The organism is Azonexus sp. GW821-FHT04F04, assembly GCF_059420025.1.
In genome coordinates this window covers 86,410-101,312 of the sequence record NZ_JBWKSX010000007.1, presented here as the reverse complement: position 1 = coordinate 101,312, position 14,903 = coordinate 86,410, and the positions used below count along the sequence as shown (strand labels likewise).

General features: G+C 55.3%; 17 protein-coding genes and 4 tRNA genes. 19 read left to right on the top strand and 2 right to left on the bottom strand.

All coding sequences use genetic code 11. From position 1 onward, the window contains the following. The first annotated feature begins 13 nt into the window (after nt 1–13). Genes AC07TV_RS14470 through nagZ form a run of 11 tightly spaced genes read left to right on the top strand, consistent with a single transcriptional unit; the run spans nt 14 to nt 9,097 of the window. The gene (locus AC07TV_RS14470; protein WP_494649075.1) at nt 14–1,435 is read left to right on the top strand and encodes a DegQ family serine endoprotease; all 1,422 of its coding nucleotides are present in this window, start codon (nt 14–16) and stop codon (nt 1,433–1,435) included. After that, nucleotides 1,425–1,670: a glutaredoxin family protein gene (locus AC07TV_RS14465; protein ID WP_494649074.1), complete on the top strand. Its 246-nt coding sequence runs from the start codon at nt 1,425–1,427 to the stop codon at nt 1,668–1,670. Before AC07TV_RS14470 ends, AC07TV_RS14465 begins: the two co-directional genes overlap by 11 nt. A gap of 59 nt (nt 1,671–1,729) precedes the next feature. Beyond that, nucleotides 1,730–3,520 carry a translation elongation factor 4 gene (lepA, locus tag AC07TV_RS14460; RefSeq protein ID WP_494649073.1) on the top strand — a complete coding sequence of 597 codons (1,791 nt, stop codon included), beginning with the start codon at nt 1,730–1,732 and terminating at the stop codon, nt 3,518–3,520. 8 nt (nt 3,521–3,528) lie between these two features. Then, the gene (gene lepB, locus AC07TV_RS14455; RefSeq protein WP_494649072.1) at nt 3,529–4,317 is read left to right on the top strand and encodes a signal peptidase I; all 789 of its coding nucleotides are present in this window, start codon (nt 3,529–3,531) and stop codon (nt 4,315–4,317) included. 6 nt (nt 4,318–4,323) lie between these two features. Beyond that, the gene (locus tag AC07TV_RS14450; RefSeq protein WP_494649071.1) at nt 4,324–4,677 is read left to right on the top strand and encodes a DUF4845 domain-containing protein; all 354 of its coding nucleotides are present in this window, start codon (nt 4,324–4,326) and stop codon (nt 4,675–4,677) included. 3 nt (nt 4,678–4,680) lie between these two features. After that, nucleotides 4,681–5,349, top strand: coding sequence for a ribonuclease III (gene rnc / locus AC07TV_RS14445; protein WP_494649070.1), 669 nt, complete (start codon nt 4,681–4,683; stop codon nt 5,347–5,349). Then, the gene (gene era / locus AC07TV_RS14440; RefSeq protein WP_494649069.1) at nt 5,346–6,230 is read left to right on the top strand and encodes a GTPase Era; all 885 of its coding nucleotides are present in this window, start codon (nt 5,346–5,348) and stop codon (nt 6,228–6,230) included. The genes rnc and era overlap by 4 nt, the downstream gene beginning before the upstream one ends. Then, the gene (gene recO, locus AC07TV_RS14435) at nt 6,227–6,955 is read left to right on the top strand and encodes a DNA repair protein RecO (protein ID WP_494649068.1); all 729 of its coding nucleotides are present in this window, start codon (nt 6,227–6,229) and stop codon (nt 6,953–6,955) included. The genes era and recO overlap by 4 nt, the downstream gene beginning before the upstream one ends. Next, a complete protein-coding gene (locus tag AC07TV_RS14430) occupies nt 6,952–7,707 on the top strand; it encodes a pyridoxine 5'-phosphate synthase (protein ID WP_494649067.1) in 756 nt (251 codons plus the stop codon). The genes recO and AC07TV_RS14430 overlap by 4 nt, the downstream gene beginning before the upstream one ends. Then, nucleotides 7,704–8,081 carry a holo-ACP synthase gene (gene acpS / locus AC07TV_RS14425; RefSeq protein ID WP_494649066.1) on the top strand — a complete coding sequence of 126 codons (378 nt, stop codon included), beginning with the start codon at nt 7,704–7,706 and terminating at the stop codon, nt 8,079–8,081. Before AC07TV_RS14430 ends, acpS begins: the two co-directional genes overlap by 4 nt. Beyond that, a complete protein-coding gene (nagZ, locus tag AC07TV_RS14420) occupies nt 8,078–9,097 on the top strand; it encodes a beta-N-acetylhexosaminidase (protein ID WP_494649065.1) in 1,020 nt (339 codons plus the stop codon). Before acpS ends, nagZ begins: the two co-directional genes overlap by 4 nt. A 53-nt stretch (nt 9,098–9,150) precedes the next feature. On the opposite strand, the gene efp is transcribed toward nagZ, so the two are convergent. Together efp and earP are read right to left on the bottom strand one after the other, a co-directional pair. Further along, nucleotides 9,151–9,708 (bottom strand): elongation factor P, encoded by a 558-nt coding sequence (gene efp / locus AC07TV_RS14415; protein ID WP_226405584.1) that lies wholly within the window; start codon nt 9,706–9,708, stop codon nt 9,151–9,153. A gap of 39 nt (nt 9,709–9,747) precedes the next feature. Next, nucleotides 9,748–10,839: an elongation factor P maturation arginine rhamnosyltransferase EarP gene (gene earP, locus AC07TV_RS14410; protein ID WP_494649064.1), complete on the bottom strand. Its 1,092-nt coding sequence runs from the start codon at nt 10,837–10,839 to the stop codon at nt 9,748–9,750. 15 nt (nt 10,840–10,854) lie between these two features. Here earP and AC07TV_RS14405 point away from each other — a divergent pair, with 15 nt between their 5' ends. The 8 genes from AC07TV_RS14405 (at nt 10,855) to AC07TV_RS14370 (ending at nt 14,877) form a co-directional block, all read left to right on the top strand. After that, on the top strand, nt 10,855–11,502 hold the full coding sequence (locus AC07TV_RS14405) for a uracil-DNA glycosylase (protein ID WP_494649063.1): 648 nt from the start codon (nt 10,855–10,857) through the stop codon (nt 11,500–11,502). A gap of 9 nt (nt 11,503–11,511) precedes the next feature. Next, nucleotides 11,512–13,323, top strand: a complete 1,812-nt coding sequence (uvrC, locus tag AC07TV_RS14400; RefSeq protein WP_494649062.1) for an excinuclease ABC subunit UvrC — start codon at nt 11,512–11,514, stop codon at nt 13,321–13,323. A gap of 5 nt (nt 13,324–13,328) precedes the next feature. Further along, nucleotides 13,329–13,907, top strand: coding sequence for a CDP-diacylglycerol--glycerol-3-phosphate 3-phosphatidyltransferase (gene pgsA / locus AC07TV_RS14395; protein ID WP_494649061.1), 579 nt, complete (start codon nt 13,329–13,331; stop codon nt 13,905–13,907). 54 nt (nt 13,908–13,961) lie between these two features. Beyond that, nucleotides 13,962–14,037 (top strand) — tRNA-Gly (locus tag AC07TV_RS14390). A 54-nt stretch (nt 14,038–14,091) separates the two neighbouring features. Beyond that, nucleotides 14,092–14,165, top strand: a tRNA-Cys gene (locus AC07TV_RS14385). A gap of 7 nt (nt 14,166–14,172) precedes the next feature. Continuing rightward, a tRNA-Gly gene (locus AC07TV_RS14380) sits at nt 14,173–14,248 on the top strand. 70 nt (nt 14,249–14,318) lie between these two features. Continuing rightward, nucleotides 14,319–14,404, top strand: a tRNA-Leu gene (locus AC07TV_RS14375). A gap of 11 nt (nt 14,405–14,415) precedes the next feature. Then, nucleotides 14,416–14,877 carry a DUF1178 family protein gene (locus AC07TV_RS14370; RefSeq protein WP_494649060.1) on the top strand — a complete coding sequence of 154 codons (462 nt, stop codon included), beginning with the start codon at nt 14,416–14,418 and terminating at the stop codon, nt 14,875–14,877. Nucleotides 14,878–14,903: the final 26 nt, after the last annotated feature.

Genomic DNA, 14,903 nt, shown 5'->3' with positions numbered 1-14,903 from the left:
GGTTATGTCGTCCATGAAGCGCCTGATTGCCTTTTCCATCATTTTGTTTTTTGGTTCGTTTGCCTTTGCCCAGACACGTGGTCTGCCGGACTTTTCCGAATTGGCAGAAAAGCAGGGGCAGGCTGTCGTCAATATAAGTACGACCCACATCATGCGCGGGCAGTCGCAGGCGATGCCATTCCCCTTCGACGAGAGCGATCCCGCATTCGAGTTTTTCAAGCGTTTTATTCCCCGAAATCCTGGCGGAGGAGTGCCGCGTGATTTTGAAAACAAGTCACTTGGTTCCGGCTTCATCGTTAGCGGTGACGGCTACATTTTGACCAATGCTCACGTGGTTGACGGTGCTGACGAGGTAACGGTACGCCTGACCGATAAACGCGAATTCAAAGCAAAGACGATTGGTGCCGACAAGCGAACAGATGTCGCCTTGCTCAAGATCAATGCAACAGGTCTCCCGGTCGTCAAACTGGGTGATCCCGCACAACTAAAGGTTGGTGAATGGGTCGTCGCAATTGGGTCCCCCTTCGGTTTCGATAATTCGGTGACTGCCGGCATCGTGTCCGCAAAAGGGCGCTCTTTGCCGCAGGAAAACTATGTGCCATTTATTCAAACCGATGTTGCGATCAACCCCGGAAACTCGGGAGGTCCGCTGTTTAATATGCGTGGCGAAGTGGTCGGTATCAATTCGCAAATTTACAGTCGCAGTGGTGGTTACATGGGCGTTTCATTTGCCATTCCCATCGATGTGGCCATGGAAATCCAGAACCAGCTGCGCATCTCAGGTAAAGTCAGTCGTGGTCGCTTGGGTGTCGTGATTCAGGAGGTCACCAAGGAGCTCGCCGAATCGCTGGGGCTGGGAAGACCTATGGGCGCCGTGGTTAACTCCGTAGAAAGCAATGGGCCGGCTGAAAAAGCAGGTATTGAAGCAGGTGACGTAATCCTCAAGTTCGACGGAAAGACGATCAACAATTCTGCGGACCTTCCTCGCATGGTGGGTATTACCAGGCCGGGGACCCGTTCGACAGTTCAGGTCTGGCGGAAAGGGGCAACCCGTGAAATCAATGTTGTCATCGGCGAGGTTCCCGACGACAAGCTGGCCAGCGTAAAGCCGCAACGTGGCCCCAAGTCGGTGGAGCAACCGGCGAATCGCCTTGGTCTTGTGGTTAGCGAATTGTCAGCCGATCAAAAGCGCGAATTGAAAATGAATTTCGGCTTGTTGATTGAAGATGTTCGCGGTACTGGCGCACGTTCAGATTTACGGCCCGGTGACATCATCATTGCCGTTATCAGCAAAGGCGCGACGACCGAGGTCAAAACAGTTGATCAGTTCAACAAGCTTCTCACCATGTTCGAGAAAGGCAGCAATGTCACGTTGCTGATCCGGCGCGGCGAAATGCAGACTTTCATTACCATCAAGGGGTTGAATGGCAATTGAGTTAACGCTGATGAGTCGCGGTTATTGCCACCTCTGCTACGACATGGAGGTGGCGCTAAGACCTATCGCTGAAGAATTCGGTGCCTCTGTCACCGTGCTTGACGTTGATGCTGACCCAGCCCTCGAAGCAAACTACGACGAGCTGGTGCCGGTACTGCTGCATGGCGATAAACAGCTTTGCCATTACTTTCTGGATGAAGCCAAAACCCGTGAATATTTGGCTGGAATCCGCTAAAATCGGGGGTCTTCTGAAAAGGGAAGGGCGCGGGACGGCGCCCTTTTTTACTGGCATCAATGGATCATATTAGAAATTTCTCGATCATCGCGCATATCGACCACGGCAAATCGACGTTGGCTGATCGCATCATTCACCTCTGCGGCGGTCTTTCAGACCGCGAGATGGAAGCTCAGGTGCTCGATTCAATGGATATCGAGCGTGAGCGCGGTATTACCATCAAGGCTCAGACAGCATCGCTCCGCTATAAGGCACGTGACGGCAAGGTCTACAACCTGAATCTGATCGATACGCCGGGACACGTCGACTTTTCCTACGAAGTCTCACGCTCACTATCGGCCTGCGAAGGTGCTTTATTGGTGGTTGATGCCTCGCAGGGTGTCGAGGCGCAGACGGTGGCAAACTGCTACACGGCTCTAGAGTTGGATGTCGAGGTGGTGCCGGTCTTGAACAAGATCGATTTGCCGTCAGCCGACCCGGAAAATGCACGGCAGGAAATCGAAGACGTCATCGGTATCGATGCATCCGAGGCTGTTCTTGCTTCCGCAAAGACCGGCCTTGGTGTTGAGGATATCCTGGAGGCCGTTGTCGCGCGTATCCCCCCGCCCAAAGGTGACCCGGAAGCGCCACTCAAGGCATTGATCATCGATTCATGGTTCGACAATTACGTCGGTGTCGTCATGCTGGTGCGCGTAGTCGATGGCGTGTTGAAACCCAAGGACAAGTTGTTATTCATGGCCACCGGCGCGCAGCAGTTGTGCGAGCAGGTTGGTGTATTCGCCCCCAAGTCAGAGTCGCGTGATGCTTTACGCGCAGGTGAAGTTGGTTTCGTTATTTCTGGTATCAAGGAACTGCAGGCAGCCAAGGTCGGCGATACGATAACCAAGATAGACCGCAAGGCTGCCGAAGCGCTACCGGGCTTCAAGGAAATCAAGCCGCAGGTTTTCGCCGGTTTGTACCCAATCGAATCCAATCAGTACGACTCACTGCGCGAATCGCTTGAGAAACTCAAACTCAACGATGCCTCGCTGCACTACGAACCAGAAGTCTCCCAAGCGCTTGGTTTTGGTTTCCGCTGTGGCTTCCTTGGCTTGCTTCACATGGAAATCGTACAGGAACGTCTGGAGCGCGAGTTCGATCAGGATTTGATCACCACAGCTCCGACGGTGGTTTATCAGGTTGTCATGCGGGATGGTTCGATCGTCGAGGTCGAAAATCCGGCAAAGCTCCCGGATATCACCAAGACGGAAGAGGTACGTGAGCCGATCATTACGGCCACCATCTTCGTGCCGCAGGATTATCTGGGCAACGTCATCACGCTATGCAATCAGAAGCGTGGGAATCAGGTCGACATGCACTACCACGGCCGGCAAGTAAAGCTGGTCTATGAAATGCCGATGGCTGAAGTAGTGATGGATTTCTTCGACAAGTTGAAATCCTGCTCAAAGGGTTACGCTTCTCTTGACTATGATTTCAAGGAATACCGCGCCGCCGATGTTGTGAAACTGGATATCCTGATCAATAGCGAAAAGGTGGATGCCTTGTCGCTGATCGTGCACCGTGCAAATGCACAATATCGCGGTCGTGAATTGGCTAGCAAAATGCGTGAACTTATCCCCCGCCAGATGTACGACGTAGCCATTCAAGCTGCGATCGGCTCACACATCATTTCACGCGAGAACGTCAAGGCAATGCGCAAGGACGTGCTGGCCAAGTGCTACGGTGGAGATATCTCCCGGAAGAAAAAGCTGCTGGAAAAACAGAAAGCCGGCAAGAAGCGCATGAAGCAGGTCGGTAGCGTCGAAATTCCGCAGGAAGCGTTTCTGGCTGTGTTGCGCGTCGATAACTGAGAATAGCGATGAATTTTGCCCTGATTCTATTTGTGCTGCTGGTTGCTACCGGCGTGCTGTATGCGGTAGATATCCTTAAATTCCGGAAGCTACGGGCTAAAAATGCCAAGGAACCAATCTGGGTGGAATGGGGTGCTGGTTTCTTCCCCGTGATTCTGATTGTTTTCGTACTCCGATCATTTCTTTTCGAACCCTTCAAGATTCCGTCCGGATCGATGATTCCGACCCTGCTGGTTGGTGATTTTATCTTGGTGAACAAGTTCACTTACGGCATTCGTTTACCGGTAATCAACAAGAAAATTATCGACATGAACTCCCCGCAGCGCGGCGATGTCATGGTTTTTCGTTACCCGGAAGATCCCTCGCTTGACTACATCAAGCGGGTCGTAGGTCTGCCTGGTGACACCGTTACATATCAGAACAAGCGACTGACCATTAACGGGCAACCGGTTCCGACACAAAAAATTGGCGACTATCTGCACCCGGAGCGACTTTATTACTCGGAGCAATTCCTGGAAAAACTAGGGGATGTCGAGCATCGAGCTCTGAACGATGGTGATGCCCCGGCTTTTATCCCGGATGCTGCACGCTTTCCGCACCGAGAAAATTGCACTTACAATGCTGCAGGCGTGAGTTGCAAGGTGCCGGCTGGCCACTATTTCATGATGGGCGACAATCGCGACAATAGCCGTGACAGCCGAGCATGGGGTTTCGTTCCAGAGGCAAACATCGTTGGCAAAGCGTTCTTTGTCTGGTTGAATTTCAGTGATTTCAGCCGGATTGGTTCATTCAGGTAAGGGGATATGATGAAATATCAACGTGGCATTGCCCTCTCCGGGTTGATGTTCTGGAGCATCGTTCTCATTCTGCTTGCTGTTCTGGGCATGAAGGTCACACCGACTTTCATTGAGTACCAGAAAATTATTAAGGATATCAAGGCGACTGCCGCCAAAGCAGGGCCTGACTCAACGGTCGCTGATATTCGCAAGTCTTTCGATAAGTTTGCAGAAGTTGACACGCTCGATTTCAAGGCGAGTCAACTGGATATCACGAAAGAGAATGGCAAGATTGTTATTTCCTTTGAGTACGAGAAGCGCATTCCTCTTTTCTGGAACGTCAGCCTGCTGATTGACTACAAGGGGTCGACTGCGGGATAAGGCATGTCTGCATTGTCTGTCGCTCATCAACTTGGCCACTCGTTTTCCGACCCGCTTCTCCTTCGGACCGCGCTGACCCATCGCAGCTTTGGGGTGCCAAACAACGAACGCCTCGAGTTTCTTGGCGACGGCATTCTCGATTGCGCGATTGCCGCCGCCTTGTTTCACCGCTTTCCGGACCTGCCTGAGGGCGATCTTTCCCGATTGCGAGCAAATCTGGTCAATCAGGATGCTCTGCACCAACTGGCTGTTGGCCTGAATATCAGCGACGCCCTGCGACTTGGTGAAGGCGAACAGAAAAGTGGGGGGGCGCTGCGCCCATCCATTCTTGCAGACGCACTGGAAGCTTTGTTCGGTGCCATTTATCTCGACGCTGGCTTCCTGGCTGCGCAGTCTGTCATAGACAAGCTGTATGCACCGTTGCTTGCCAGGCTAAAGCCCGGCGAGTTTCAAAAGGATGCGAAAACCCGCTTGCAGGAGTGGTTGCAGGGGCGCAAGAAGCCATTACCTCGCTATCAACTGCTGGAAGCTACTGGAGCGGCCCATGAGCAGCGCTTCGAAGTGGCCTGTGAAATCGAATCTCCTTCATTGCGAACGGTCGGCCATGGCTCAAGCCGACGTATCGCAGAGCAGGTTGCAGCCGACAAGGCTCTGAAAGAACTCAACGCATGAAAAAATTTCGTTCTGGATACATCGCCATCGTCGGTCGTCCCAATGTTGGAAAATCAACTTTGCTCAACAAGTTGATTGGCGAAAAAATCAGTATTGTCTCGCGCAAGGCGCAGACGACGCGCCACCGGATTACCGGCATCCTGACCAAGGATGATGCGCAGTTTGTCTTCGTCGATACGCCCGGCTTTCAGACGAAATACTCGAATGCACTGAACCGGGCGATGAATCGTGGCGTGACGCAAACACTGAGCGATGTCGACGTCGTGATTTTCGTCGTTGAAGCCGGTCGATATGATGCCAAGGATAAGGCTGTTGTTCGCCTGCTTCCCAAGGACCGCCCAGTCATCCTGGTCATCAACAAGACTGATTTGCAAAAGGATCGGGCAGCCTTGCTGCCATTCCTGGCCGAGGTTGCAGCCGATCACGATTACGCTGCTGTTATTCCGGTAAGCGCGGCGAAAGGGCGGCAAACCGAGGATCTGCTGAATGAGGCCAAGAAGCACTTACCCAACGATGGCCTGATGTTCCCGGAAGATGACCTGACCGACAAGAGCGAACGTTTTCTCGCTTCCGAATATATCCGCGAAAAGGTCTTTCGCCTGCTTGGTGACGAACTGCCGTATGCCACAGCAGTCGAAATTGAGCGTTTTGAAACCGAAGGCGACTTGCGCCGGATTTTTGCCGCTATCGTTGTTGACCGTGAGGGCCACAAGGCGATCGTGATCGGCAAGGGCGGCGAGCAGCTAAAACGCATCGCATCAGAGGCGCGCCAGGACATGGAGCGCCTGTTCGGCGGCAAGGTCTATCTTGAAATCTGGGTCAAGGTAAAGTCGGGCTGGAACGATGACGAACGACTGCTGAAGAGCCTCGGTTACGAATGAACCTGCGCAGCAAAGTCGACGGCCAGCCGGCTTACGTTCTGCACAGCTATCCCTTTCGGGAAACCAGCCTCATTGTTGAAGTATTTTCCCGTGATTTCGGTCGAATGGCTTTGTTGGCGCGCGGCGCGCGGCGACCCCGTTCAGCGATCCGGGGGGTGCTCATGGCCTTTCAGCCAATTGAAATCGGCTGGGCCGGCAAGGGCGAGGTACTGACCCTGATGAAAGCTGAGTGGCAGGGTGGGCAGCCCTTGCTTTTCGGCGAGGCGCTTTTTTGTGGCTATTATCTCAACGAACTGCTGATGCATCTGTTGCCGCGAGAAGATGCGCATGAGCAGTTATTCGCGCACTACTCCAAAATGCTGGCGCGACTGGCGGCTGATCCATCGGGTAAGGTCAGGGAGGCTGACTTGCGTTGCTTCGAAAAGGCGCTCCTTCAGGAACTGGGCTATGGCTTGACCCTGAATCACGATAGCGCCGGCAGCCCGATTCTCCCGGAAGCGTTTTACACTTACCGCATGGAACAGGGGCCGGTTCGCCTCGAACATGACGAAGCGGCGGCCCAGGTCGTCATTGGCAAGACCTTGCTTGACCTCGAGGCCGAAGACTTTTCAAACCCGCGTTCGCGTTACGAAAGCAAGGCCTTGATGCGCACGCTGATGGCCTACTACCTGGCTGGCAAGGAACTGGAAACACGCAAAATATTCAAGGAGTTGCAGGAGCTATGATCGAACTAGGTGTCAATATCGACCACGTGGCGACCATTCGCCAGGCCCGCCGGACGTATGAGCCCGATCCGGTCTGGGGTGCCGTCGAAGCCCATTTGGGCGGGGCTGATGGCATCACCGTGCATCTGCGCGAAGATCGCCGCCATATTCAGGATGCTGACGTCCGTCGCTTGCGTGAAACGACCCAGATAAAACTCAATCTCGAAATGGCTGCGACTGATGAAATGGTCGATATTGCCTGTACCCTCAAGCCGGAAATGGCCATGCTGGTTCCCGAGGGGCGCCACGAGGTCACGACCGAAGGTGGCCTCGACATTCTGGCGCAGGAAGCACGCTTGAAAGGTGTCATCTCTTGCCTCGCAGATGCCGGCATCGTGACCAGCGTATTCATCGATGCCGAGGTGGCTCAAATCGAAGCAGCCGCCCGGATTGGCGCTAGCGTCTGCGAAATCCACACCGGCCCCTATGCGCACGCCTTTTACGACAAAGGCCGCGATGCCGAAGCCCCGGCTGTGCTCGCCGAACTCGACAAAGTCCGCGTGGCTGGGCAGGCTGTCCGTCAGCTCGACATGCGGTTCAATGCCGGGCATGCGCTGAATTACTACAACGTTCAGCCCATCGCCCGACTGGCAGGCATACGCGAACTACACATTGGCCATGCCATCGTCAGCCGTGCCATTTTCGTCGGCCTGCGCGAGGCCGTCCGCGAGATGAAAGCCTTGATGCGCGAAGCAGCGAAATCGCCCGAATGATCTACGGCATCGGCACCGACATCGTTGCCGTTTCTCGCCTGCGCGGCATGTGGGAGCGGCATGGCGACAGGGCGCTGGAAAAGCTGCTGGCCCCGAATGAAATCGAGGAATTCGCCAAGGCCGCGGACAAAGGCCGCTTTCTCGCCAAACGTTTCGCCGCCAAGGAGGCCTTCAGCAAGGCGCTGGGTACTGGCGTACGCCCGCCTGCCACACTCACGGCTATAGCAGTCGGCCATGACGATCTGGGGAAGCCGGAACTGCACTTCCACGGTCAACTGGAAATAATGCTCAAAAACAAAAACCTGATCGCCCATCTTTCGATCAGCGACGAAGCTGAATACGCCGTCGCCTACGTTATCTTGGAGCACGCATGACGCATTTGCCGCTCGGCCCGCTGATGATCGACATCGCCGGCACCGAACTGACCGATCTCGACCGCGAACGGCTTTGCCATCCGCTGGTCGGCGGGATCATCCTGTTTTCCCGGAACTATGCCAATCCGGAGCAGTTATCGGGTCTGGCCGCAGCCATTCACGCCCTGCGCACACCGGCACTGCTGATTGCCGTCGATCACGAAGGGGGCAGAGTGCAACGCTTCCGCGACGGTTTTACCCGTTTGCCGGCGATGGCCACCCTCGGAAAACTTTGGGATGAAAATCCCGAAAATGCGCTCGCTGCTGCGCGCCAGGTCGGTTACGTACTGGCCGCCGAACTGCGTGCCCGCGGTGTGGATTACTCCTTCACGCCGGTACTCGACCTCGACTATGGCCCGTCACGCGTCATCGGCGACCGGGCTTTTCATCGCCAGCCTGCCACGGTCATTGCCCTGGCGGCCGCGCTTGGCGAAGGTTTGCATCTGGCCGGAATGGGCAGCTGTGGCAAACATTTTCCGGGGCACGGCTACGTCATTCCTGATTCTCATGTCGAATTGCCGGTCGATGATCGCAGCTTCGAGGCCATGCAGGAAGACATCCTTCCCTACCGGCAACTACCACTTGATGGCGTCATGGCCGCCCATGTTATCTACAACTGCGTCGACTGTAATACCGCTGTATTTTCAAATAAATGGATTGATTATTTGAGAAATGACGTCAAGTTTAATGGGGTCGTTTTTACCGATGATTTATCAATGGCCGGCGCTGGCGTGGTCGGTGACATGCTGAGCCGTGTCCAGACCGCCTACAACGCGGGCTGCGACATGCTGCTCGTGTGCAACGCGCCGGATGTCGTCGGCGACGTGCTCGCAAACTGGATGCCGGCAATCGATCCGGTCCGTGGCCAGCGGGTCGAGGCGTTGATTCCTCATTCTTCCGCCAAGGACTGGCAAGCGCTGCAATCCGATAGCGCCTATATCGCAGCCCGGCAGACCATCGCAAAACTGATGGCCTGAAACGCATTCGGGCAGCCTAAGCTGCCCGAATCAAACATTGAAGAAGCCGCGGATTACTTGACGCGGTTCTTGTATTCGTCAGTACGGGTGTCGATTTCGATCTTGTCGCCAATGCTGACGAAAGCCGGAACCGGCAACTCGAAACCGGTAGCCAGCTTGGCCGGCTTCATGACCTTACCCGAAGTGTCACCCTTGACGGCTGGCTCGGTGTAAATCACCTCGCGCACGACGCTGTTCGGCAGTTCGACGGAAATGGCCTTGCCGTTGTAGAAAACAACTTCGCAAGCCAGGCCGTCTTCCAGATATTTCAGCGCGTCAGTCATGTTCTCGGCTTCGACTTCGAACTGCTCGTAGTCGGCATCCATGAACACGTACATCGGATCGGCAAAGTAGGAATAGGTGACTTCCTTCTTGTCGAGAATGACCTGCTCGAACTTGTCGTCGGCCTTGTAAACCGCTTCGGAAGCGGCACCAGTCAACAAGTTCTTGAGTTTCATTTTGACAACAGCGGCATTGCGGCCGGACTTGTTGTATTCGCTCTTCTGAACGACGAGCGGGTCGGCACCGACCATAATGACGTTGCCGGAGCGGAGTTCCATTGCGGTTTTCATTCGGGATTCTCTAAGATCAGAAAAGGGAAAAACGTTAAATTATACATTGGCCGCACAGAATTTGACGAGTGCCGTTGCCAAATCAGGGTTCGCGGCCAGCCTTTCGGCCCATTGCCGGTTGTGGCGGGCAATGGCGACCCTGCTGTCAACGAAGCCCTGCCAGGCAGAAGCGATATTGCGACCAAGATTCCATGCGACAAACATCCTGCGGACGACCGTTTTCATCTGCTCATCCAGTCCATCGCCATAGCACCCGAGAAACGCCTCCAGCTTGGTCAGATGCGCCCCGTCATCCTGCGGATAAACGTGCCAGACGAATGGTTTAGTGGCCCACTGGGCGCGTATGAAAGAGTCTTCGCCGCGCACGAAATTGATGTCACAGCGCCACAGTAATCGATCAAAATCATCAATCGGCATGAAAGAAATTGGCTGAATCAGCGCATTGCCAAGCTGCCACGGCCCGCTCTCACCCAGATGCGCCTGCACCGCAGCCAATGGCTTGCCCGGCGGCACGTGGCAAACCAGGTGGGTCGGCGAATCCCGGAATGCGTCCAGCAAGGCTCCAACCGGGGCTGTGTCATAGCAAAACAGGCAGACCTCAAGCGAACCGGCGTCCGGCTTTGCTGCAATGTAACGGTCACGCTCGGCAAACAGGTCGTTTTCCCGCAACAGTCCACCTGTCTTCGCAGAAAATCCTGGGAAGAAGAAATATTTGACCAAGGGAAGGGTGGGGTGGGGCGACGCCATGCCATGACAATCCTCAGCCCAGGATTCTGCACTCAGGTATTCGAGATTGATCCAGCATGGTTTTGGCGAGCACTGGCTCATCGTCGCCAGATAAGCCGCTGGTAGCTCGCAGGCGAAAGCCTCGATAACGACATCGGCCGAGCAGTCGACCGCAACATCGTCACCCCAAAGGCAGATTTCAACACCCTGGTACGACTGCCTTGCTTTCGACGGATCCACAGACGGACATAGGGGCTGCAGGCTGGCCAGATCATCGACCCACAAACGTACCTCGCGGCCGTGCTCGGCCACAAGTTGCCTGGCAAGACGCCAACAAACGCCGATGTCGCCGAAGTTGTCGATAACCCGGCAAAAGATGTCCCAATGAAGCTGCATGGCCGCCATGCTAACATCTCCGCCATGTCAAGATTTCAAGATCCCACCGGCTGTACTGCCTGCCCACGACTGGCCGACCACCTTTCCTGCATTCGCCAGCGCGACCCCGACTGGCACGCCTTGCCGGTTCCCGCCTTTGGCTCCCTTGATGCAGAACTACTTGTCGTCGGTCTCGGCCCCGGCGAAAAAGGCGCCAACCGGACGGGCCGCCCCTTTACCGGCGACGTTGCCGGCGAACTGTTGTATCCCGCCTTGCACCGGTTCGGCTTTGCCAGCCAACCGGAGCCGCTGGGCGCCGATCATTGGGCTAATCCGGCCATGCAATTGAGCAACTGCCGCATCACCAATGCCGTGCGTTGCCTGCCCCCAGCAAACAAGCCGACAACAGCCGAAATTCGCCAATGTAACAGCCACTTGAAGACCGAGTTGGCCGCGATGCACAGACTCAAAGTTATTGTCGCCCTTGGTGCTATCGCCCACCAGGCATTGCTGTGGGCATACGACCTCAAACTCAAGGAATTCACCTTCGGCCACCATGTCATCCATGCCTTGCCTGACGGCCGAATACTCGTCGACAGCTATCATTGCAGTGGCTACAACTGGCGCACTGGCAGGCTTTCCCGTGAAAGCTTCGAAGCCGTGTTTGCCGGGGTGAAATCACACCTCGCCTGAAGCCGTACAATGAGTTTCGATGCCAAGGCCTTTCTGGCCACGCTGACCGAATTGCCCGGTGTCTATCGCATGCTGGATGCCAATGCTGCCGTTCTTTATGTCGGCAAGGCCAAGAACCTCAAAAAACGGGTTTCGTCGTATTTTCGGGAAAATGTTTCCAGCCCGCGCATCGCGCACATGGTCAGCCAGATTGCCTCTGTGGAGACCACGGCCACGCGCACGGAGGCCGAAGCGCTGCTGCTTGAAAACAATCTGATCAAGTCGCTTTCGCCGCGTTACAACATTCTTTTCCGCGACGACAAATCCTACCCCTACATCGTTCTGACCAAAGGAAAATTTCCCCGGCTCGGCTTCTTTCGTGGCAGTCCGGATCGCAAGGCAGACTACTTTGGTCCCTATCCGTCGAGTTGGGCAGTGCGTGACAGCATCCATCTGATGCAGAAAATGTTTCGCTTGCGCACCTGTGAAGAATCGGTGTTTTCCAACCGCTCGCGACCATGTCTGCTTTACCAGATCAAACGGTGCAGCGGGCCGTGCGTCGGATTGATCTCGCCGGAAGACTACGCAACAGACGTTCAACTCGGCTCGATGTTCCTGCTCGGCAAACAGCAGGAAGTATCAAAGCGCCTGAATCAGGCCATGGAGGCGGCCTCCTCACGCCTTGCCTTTGAACAGGCTGCGGTCTACAGGGACCTGATCCAGTCGCTGCACCAGGTGCAAGAAAAACAGTTCGTCTTCAGCAGCAAGGGCGAGGACATGGACATCCTGGTGGCGCAGAAGGAAGCAGGGGAGTTGTGCGTCAACCTGGCCATGGTCCGGGGCGGCAGACATCTCGGCGACCGTCCGTTCTTTCCGATCAATGCTGGCGAATCCGATCCGGCCGACGCCTGTGCCGCCTTTATTCGCCAGCACTACGCCATTCACCCGGCCCCTTCACGCCTGCTGGTTACCCCATGGCCGGCCGAAGATGAGCCAGGAGAGAGCGAAGCGGTGTTGGGCGAACTGGCCGGGCGCCCGGTTCCTGTCATGCAGGCGCGCAGCCTGGCACACAAAGCCTGGGTCGAAATGGCACTGCAGAACGCGCGGCTGGCTATTCTGGCGCGAAGCCAGGCAACGGCTCAACAGGAAAAACGACTCGTAGCCCTCCAGGAAGCCTTGCAACTGCCCGAACCCATAGTTCGCATCGAATGCTTTGACATCAGTCACACGATGGGCGAAGCAACGGTCGCCTCGTGTGTGGTCTACCAGGAAAATCGCATGAAAAACGCTGATTACCGGCGTTTTAACATTCGCGATATCACGCCCGGCGACGATTATGCAGCCATGCGTCAGGCCGTCAGTCGGCGCTACGACGGCATTGCCGCCGGTGAGGGTACGGCGCCTGACCTTATCCTGATTGATGGAGGAAAAGGGCAGGTTGCTTCCGCCTTTTCCGCCCTTGCCGATATCGGCCTGGCTCATTTGCCGATGATCGGTGTCGCCAAAGGCGAAGGGCGCAAGCCTGGCTTGGAGTCACTTGTTTTCCCGGATGGCCGCGAGCCATTACAATTGCCGGCAGAACACCCTGCGTTGCACCTGATCCAGGAAATACGCGACGAAGCTCATCGCTTCGCCATCACAGGCCATCGTGCCCAGCGTGGCAAGGCGCGAAAAACATCAACCCTTGAAAGCCTGCCGGGCATTGGACCAGCCCGCCGGAAAGCATTGGTTGCCAGATTTGGCGGCCTGCCCGGCGTACTTGCCGCCAGCCCGGAACAATTGTCCGAAGTGCCCGGCATCAGCCGGGAGATGGCTGAAAAGATACATTCCGCATTACACTGAGCCACATGCCCTTCAATCTGCCTATCCTGCTGACCTGGCTTCGTATCGTCGCGATACCGCTTTTAATTGCTGTCTATTATTTGCCGGCAGACTGGGCCACCCTGCACGAGCGCGATCTCGCCGCAACGTCCATTTTCGTGGCAGCGGCGCTGACCGATTGGGCCGATGGCTATCTGGCCCGCAAACTCGATCAGACCTCGGCATTTGGTGCATTTCTCGACCCGGTCGCCGATAAGTTGATGGTTGCCGCGGCATTGATCGTTCTCGTTGAACTGGGCAGGACCGATGCCATCGTCGCCAGCATCATCATTGGTCGCGAGATAACCATTTCTGCATTGCGCGAATGGATGGCCAAGATCGGTGCGGCAAAAAGCGTCGCCGTCTCGATGCTTGGCAAGATCAAGACAGCCGCTCAAATGCTGGCCATTCCCATCCTCCTTTATTACCAGCCGCTGCTTGGTGCTGACATGCAAAGATTCGGTAACTGGTTGATCTGGATAGCAGCCTTGCTGACGCTCTGGTCCATGGGCTACTACCTGCGCATGGCCTGGCCAGAAATTGCAAAACGAACTGCAGAAAAATAGGGGGCAATGTTGACAATTCCCTTGTGTCGCCTATAATGCGCGCTCTGTTTCAGCGCGGCAGTAGCTCAGTTGGTAGAGCGATACCTTGCCAAGGTATAGGTCGAGAGTTCGAGACTCTTCTGCCGCTCCAGATTTTCTGAAACCGGATTTAAGTCAATCCGGTTTTTAGTAGTAAAAGAGGCACGGCGCGATAGCAAAGCGGTTATGCACCGGATTGCAAATCCGTGTAGGTCGGTTCGACTCCGGCTCGCGCCTCCAAGGTTTTGCGGCAGTAGCTCAGTTGGTAGAGCGATACCTTGCCAAGGTATAGGTCGAGAGTTCGAGACTCTTCTGCCGCTCCAAATAGAAAAGGGAAAGCGCTGGTCGCTTTCCCTTTTTTCATATCGGGCGCCGATATAATGATTGCACCCAGCCCGGGTGGTGAAATTGGTAGACACAAGAGACTTAAAATCTCTCGCTCTTTGAGTGTACGGGTTCGATTCCCGTCCCGGGCACCACGAATGAACACATGATCATCTACGACCTTAACTGCGAGAACAATCACCGGTTTGAAGGGTGGTTCCATAACGCGGGCGCTTTTGAATCCCAGTTGGAGGATAAGCTTGTCTGCTGTCCGCAATGCGATAGCCACAATGTCCATCGCGTGCCGTCGGCGGTAGCTATTTCCGGACATCATGCCGAGCCGGTTGGGGCGACATCGGCCAGCTCGGCAAAAGCACCAACAAGCACAGCTTTGATGCCGGTGGGAACGCAAGCCATGGCGCTCTATCGCCAACTCATCCAGACCATCGTCAGTCACAGTGAGGATGTTGGTCACTCGTTTGCCGATGAGGCACGCAAGATTCACTACAACGAAGCACCTCAACGCCCAATTCGCGGCCACGCCAGCGAGGATGAATGTGAAGAACTCAGGGACGAGGGCATCGAGATTCTTAATTTGCCGCTGCCCAAGGATGAGGATCTGAATTGATCCTCTTTTTCTTCTTGCTACATGAT

Bases quoted from the DNA above. Each gene is read 5' to 3' on its own strand.
- AC07TV_RS14470 (WP_494649075.1), top strand. From the start codon at position 14: ATGAAGCGCCTGATTGCCTTTTCCATCATTTTGTTTTTTGGTTCGTTT.
- AC07TV_RS14465 (WP_494649074.1), top strand. From the start codon at position 1,425: ATGGCAATTGAGTTAACGCTGATGAGTCGCGGTTATTGCCACCTCTGC.
- lepA (WP_494649073.1), top strand. From the start codon at position 1,730: ATGGATCATATTAGAAATTTCTCGATCATCGCGCATATCGACCACGGC.
- lepB (WP_494649072.1), top strand. From the start codon at position 3,529: ATGAATTTTGCCCTGATTCTATTTGTGCTGCTGGTTGCTACCGGCGTG.
- AC07TV_RS14450 (WP_494649071.1), top strand. From the start codon at position 4,324: ATGATGAAATATCAACGTGGCATTGCCCTCTCCGGGTTGATGTTCTGG.
- rnc (WP_494649070.1), top strand. From the start codon at position 4,681: ATGTCTGCATTGTCTGTCGCTCATCAACTTGGCCACTCGTTTTCCGAC.
- era (WP_494649069.1), top strand. From the start codon at position 5,346: ATGAAAAAATTTCGTTCTGGATACATCGCCATCGTCGGTCGTCCCAAT.
- recO (WP_494649068.1), top strand. From the start codon at position 6,227: ATGAACCTGCGCAGCAAAGTCGACGGCCAGCCGGCTTACGTTCTGCAC.
- AC07TV_RS14430 (WP_494649067.1), top strand. From the start codon at position 6,952: ATGATCGAACTAGGTGTCAATATCGACCACGTGGCGACCATTCGCCAG.
- acpS (WP_494649066.1), top strand. From the start codon at position 7,704: ATGATCTACGGCATCGGCACCGACATCGTTGCCGTTTCTCGCCTGCGC.
- nagZ (WP_494649065.1), top strand. From the start codon at position 8,078: ATGACGCATTTGCCGCTCGGCCCGCTGATGATCGACATCGCCGGCACC.
- efp (WP_226405584.1), bottom strand. From the start codon at position 9,708: ATGAAAACCGCAATGGAACTCCGCTCCGGCAACGTCATTATGGTCGGT.
- earP (WP_494649064.1), bottom strand. From the start codon at position 10,839: ATGGCGGCCATGCAGCTTCATTGGGACATCTTTTGCCGGGTTATCGAC.
- AC07TV_RS14405 (WP_494649063.1), top strand. From the start codon at position 10,855: ATGTCAAGATTTCAAGATCCCACCGGCTGTACTGCCTGCCCACGACTG.
- uvrC (WP_494649062.1), top strand. From the start codon at position 11,512: ATGAGTTTCGATGCCAAGGCCTTTCTGGCCACGCTGACCGAATTGCCC.
- pgsA (WP_494649061.1), top strand. From the start codon at position 13,329: ATGCCCTTCAATCTGCCTATCCTGCTGACCTGGCTTCGTATCGTCGCG.
- AC07TV_RS14370 (WP_494649060.1), top strand. From the start codon at position 14,416: ATGATCATCTACGACCTTAACTGCGAGAACAATCACCGGTTTGAAGGG.